Origin of the sequence: Kitasatospora sp. NPDC057738 (assembly GCF_042798815.1) — a bacterium.
GTDB classification, from domain to species: Bacteria; Actinomycetota; Actinomycetes; order Streptomycetales; family Streptomycetaceae; genus Kitasatospora; species Kitasatospora lactacystinica.
In genome coordinates this window covers 59,586-63,405 of the sequence record NZ_JBHVJT010000010.1, presented here as the reverse complement: position 1 = coordinate 63,405, position 3,820 = coordinate 59,586, and the positions used below count along the sequence as shown (strand labels likewise).

Annotated in this window: 2 protein-coding genes and 1 pseudogene; all 3 read right to left on the bottom strand. The window is 74.1% G+C overall.

Annotation, left to right across the window (positions count from 1 at the left end):
• Positions 1–49 precede the first annotated feature (49 nt).
• Positions 50–1,960 carry a glycosyl hydrolase family 32 gene (locus ACFVGO_RS07895; protein ID WP_380631090.1) on the bottom strand — a complete coding sequence of 637 codons (1,911 nt, stop codon included), beginning with the start codon at positions 1,958–1,960 and terminating at the stop codon, positions 50–52.
• Between the two features lie 30 nt (positions 1,961–1,990).
• A complete protein-coding gene (locus ACFVGO_RS07890; protein ID WP_359897903.1) occupies positions 1,991–3,379 on the bottom strand; it encodes a hypothetical protein in 1,389 nt (462 codons plus the stop codon).
• Positions 3,380–3,438: 59 nt separating this feature from the next.
• Positions 3,439–3,820 (bottom strand): annotated as a pseudogene (locus ACFVGO_RS07885) (M23 family peptidase); the annotation flags it as partial.

The following is a 3,820-nucleotide window of genomic DNA, read 5'->3' as shown; positions in this document are numbered from 1 at the left end:
TTCTAGGAGCGCGGTGGCGCATTCAGCCTTCTTGGGTAACGGGGAAGATTCACGACCTCGAGGGGGAGCCGGCCGCGGATGGGGTCGACGCGGCGACCCCCGGGCCGGGCTCGCCGAAGTCCTCGCCGAACACGCCCGCAGGCTCCCAGGCTCCTGCGGGCGCCGACTGCCAGCGGTGGGCCAGCCGCTCGCCGCCGGGGGAGAGGGAAAAGGCCTCCAACCGGCCGTCCGCGCCGGCGATCGTCAGTGGCGCCGCGGTGGACCAGCCGAGCAGCGGCTGCCAGGCGTCCCAGCCGCCGCTGGGCACCGACTGGCGGCGCTGGAAGGCGGCCGTGCCGGAGGGGGCGATCGCGGTGACGTTCAGCCGCCCGGTGCCGTCGCGGGACACCCGCGGCGAGGCCCCGGCGGGCGTCCCGAAGCGTTCCCACGCGGACCAGGCGCCGCCGGCCGAGGTCTGCCAGCGGTGCAGCAGCGCCGCGCCGCCGGGCGCGAGCACGAACACCTCCAGCCGGCCGTCGGCGTTGGCGGCGACGACCGGCGGAGCGCCCACCGGGCCGCTGAAGCCCGCGTCCCAGTCGTCCCAGCCGGTGGAGCCGGGCGAGGCCTGGCGGCGGCGGGCGATCAGGGCGCCGTCGGGGGCGAGGGCGAAGACCTCCAGCCGGCCGTCGGCGTTCCGGGCGACGGCGGGGGCGGCGCCGGCCGGGCCGCCGAAGACCTCCCAGTCCGACCAACCGCCGTCCGTCCGCTGGACGCGGTGGTGCAGGTCGGTGCCGTCGGGGGCGAGCGAGAACACCTCCAGTCGGCCGTCGGCGTTGCGGCCCAGCACGGGCACCGCGCCGGCGGGCGTCCCGAACACCTCCCAGTCCGACCAGGTGTCGGATTCCGGATCGGTCTGGACACGGCGCAGCATCGACCGGTCGGCCGCGTCGAGGGCGAACACGTTCAGCCGGCCCTGGACGTCCGGGGCGGCGACCGGGTTGTCCGGGCTCTGCCAGGGCGGCGGGGTGGACCGCCAGTCCAGCGGCGCCAGGTACAGGCCGCGGCGGAACCAGCCGGCGGCGCTCGCCCACCACTGCTGCCCGTCGGTGACCACCTCCACGGCGTGGCCCGGCACATGGCCGGCGCGGCCGTCGAGGGAGAAGCGGAACGGGTCGCGGGAGGCGAGGACGTCGGTGCCCTCGTAGCCGTTGCGCGGTCCGAGGAACAGGTAGTACCAGCCGTCCCGGGCCACCACGAAGGGCGACTCGGTGATCGAGACGCCGTCCGCGGCGGTGGCCGCGTCGGCGAAGGCCACGCCGGGCTCGCTCCAGGTCAGCAGCCCGGTGGAGCGCCGGTAGCAGACCTGGTGGTGCCCGCCGGGGGCGGACAGCTCGGTGTAGTACATCACCCACTGGTCGCCGATCCGCAGCACCATCGGATCGCGGGCGGCGGTCCCGCGGAACAGCGGCCCGGACGGCAGCCTGGTCCAGGTGGACAGGTCGGTGGAGGTGGCGGCGTTGATCGCCGCCCCGGCGTGCCCGCCCGCCGCGTAGAACATCCAGTGGACGCCGTCCGACTCGACGACGTGCGGGGCCCACAGGTGCTCCTCGCCGAAGTACGAGGGGTCGACGGTCAGCGCGTCCGGGTGGCTGCTCCACGGCCCGGACGGGGAGGGCGCCGAGGCGTGCGCGAGCGACACCTCGGCCGAACTGTCGGGCGCCTGCCCGGGTGGCGCGCTGTCGCCGACGATGCTGAACAGGTGCCAGCGCCCGTCGGCCTGGACCACGGTGTGGTCGTTGAGGTAGCGGCGGCGCGCGGTGGAGGGGTCGTGGACGTGGGCGAACGGGCCGGCGCCGACCCACAGGTGGGGCGGTTCCGCGGCGCCGGTGGATGCCGCTGAGGCGGTGCGGCCCGGGAGCGGGAGCACGAGTGCTCCCGCTCCGGCCGCCCGCAGCAGGCCGCGCCTGCTGATCGGGTGCATCGCTGTTGCTCCAGGGGGTTACCGGCGTGGTCAGCCGACTGCGGGTCCGTGGGTGGTGTTCAGCCAGGCCCATTCGGACCAGGTGGAGAAGCCGGTCTGCCACTTGTGGTGGATCCCGTCGGTGTTGGAGCCGAACACCTCGATCCGGCCGTCGGCGTTGTTCGCCGCGCCGATCTCGGTGCCGCCGGTGCCGAAGGTGTCCCACTGGCCGTACGGGGCGTTCAGGCCGGTCTGCCAGATGTGCTGGGCGGTGCTGCCGTTGATGGCGAACACCTCCACCCGGCCGTCCGGCGAACGTCCACTGGTGAGCCGGGAGTCGGCGGGGCCGCCGGTGGCTTCCCAGCCGGACCAACTGGTGGGGTCGGTCTGGTACTTGTGGTAGACGCCGGCGGGTCCGGAGGCGAAGACCTCCAGTCGGCCGTCCTGGTTGTGGCTGACGGTGAGGTCGTGGCCTCCGGTGCCGAAGTCGTCCCAGGCGGACCAGGTGCCGTTGACGGCGGTCTGCCACTGGTGCTGGAAGGTGGTGCCGTTGAGGGCGAACACTTCCAGGCGGCCGTCGGGGGCCTTGCCGAGTTCGATCTCGCTGTTGGCGGGGCCTCCGCCGGTGGCCTCCCAGCCGGACCAGCCGCCGTTGGGTGCGGTCTGGTAGCGGTGGAAGACGCCGACCGGGCCCGAGGCGAAGACTTCGAGTCGGCCGTCCTGGTTCGCGCCGACCGCGATGTCGTGGCCTCCGGTGCCGAAGTCCTCCCAGCCGGACCAGGCGCCGGAGGGCTGGAGCTGGTAGCGGTGCTGGAGGGTGGAGCCGTTGATGGCGAACACCTCCAGTCGGCCGTCGGCGTTGGGGCCGATGGCGAGTTCCGCGCCGGCGGGGCCGCTGAGGTCCTCCCACTCCGACCAGGCGCCGTTGATCGCGGTCTGCCAGGCGTGCGAGATGCCGTTCGCGCCGGCGGCGAACACTTCGAGGCGTCCGTCCGCGGACCGGGCCGAGACCACCCGGCCGGACTCCGCCGGATACTCCAGCGGCGCGGGGCCGGGCTCGTGGTGGCCGAGCCGGTCCACGGCGGCCCGTGCCTCGTCCATGTGCCGCAGGTGCGCGCCCGCGCTGTAGGTCGACCACTGGTGCCAGTCGAGGCCGCCGTTGGAGATCTTGTAGGCCGCGTCGGCGTTGCACTGGGCGTCGTAGGCGCACGCGTCGGAGACCTCGCTGTGCCAGTGGTCGTTGATCTCCCACAGGCCGCGGTCGGTGGAGGTGTCCGGGGTGTTGCCCTGGGTGTTGGAGGCCAGCGGGTTGCAGCTGGACTCGGCGAGGCCGACGGCGATCGCGGTCACCAGGGCTTCGCCCCGGAAGCCCGCCCGGTAGCCGACCTCGGCGCACAGGTCGCTGCCGGTGGCGGCCGGCGCGGAGGGGGCGGCGACCATCAGGCCCGCCGTCACGCCCAGCGCGGCGAGCGTGGACAGCAGGGTGCGTTGCGCTCTGGTCACGTGAGGGCTCCTTGGCCGACTGCGGGTCCGTGGGTGGTGTTCAGCCAGGCCCATTCGGACCAGGTGGAGAAGCCGGTCTGCCACTTGTGGTGGATCCCGTCGGTGTTGGAGCCGAACACCTCGATCCGGCCGTCGGCGTTGGTGGCGGCGCCGATCTCGGTGCCGCCGGTGCCGAAGGTGTCCCACTGGCCGTACGGGGCGTTCAGGCCGGTCTGCCAGATGTGCTGGGCGGTGCTGGCGTTGATGGCGAACACCTCCACCCGGCCGTCCGCGGTCTGCTGGCTGGTGAGCCGGGAGTCGGCGGGGCCGCCGGTGGCTTCCCAGCCGGACCAACTGGTGGGGTCGGTCTGGTACTTGTGGTAGACGCCGGCGGGTCCG